Here is a 282-nt window from a genome sequence, read left to right as displayed (position 1 = left end):
CAACTGGATATGGCGAAGTTAACCCTAAAGGTGTTGAGTATTACCATAAGTTATTTGCAGAGTGTCATAAACGTCATGTCGAACCATTTGTAACATTGCATCATTTTGATACACCAGAAGTGTTACACAAAGATGGCGATTTTCTAAATCGTAAAACGATTGACTACTTTGTAGATTATGCTGAATATTGTTTTAAAGAATTCCCAGAAGTAAAATATTGGACTACATTCAATGAAATTGGACCAATTGGTGATGGCCAATATTTAGTAGGTAAATTCCCTC

The 282-nt window shown here is 34.4% G+C and carries 1 protein-coding gene; it reads left to right on the top strand.

The window, feature by feature from the left end; translation table 11 throughout:
• Positions 1–282 (top strand): family 1 glycosylhydrolase (locus GUI70_RS25560; RefSeq protein ID WP_161884555.1); only part of this gene is annotated, 282 nt, incomplete at both ends.

The organism is Deinococcus alpinitundrae, from assembly GCF_009982895.1.
GTDB lineage: Bacteria > Deinococcota > Deinococci > Deinococcales > Deinococcaceae > Deinococcus > Deinococcus alpinitundrae.
This window is presented reverse-complemented; position numbering and strand designations above follow the sequence as displayed.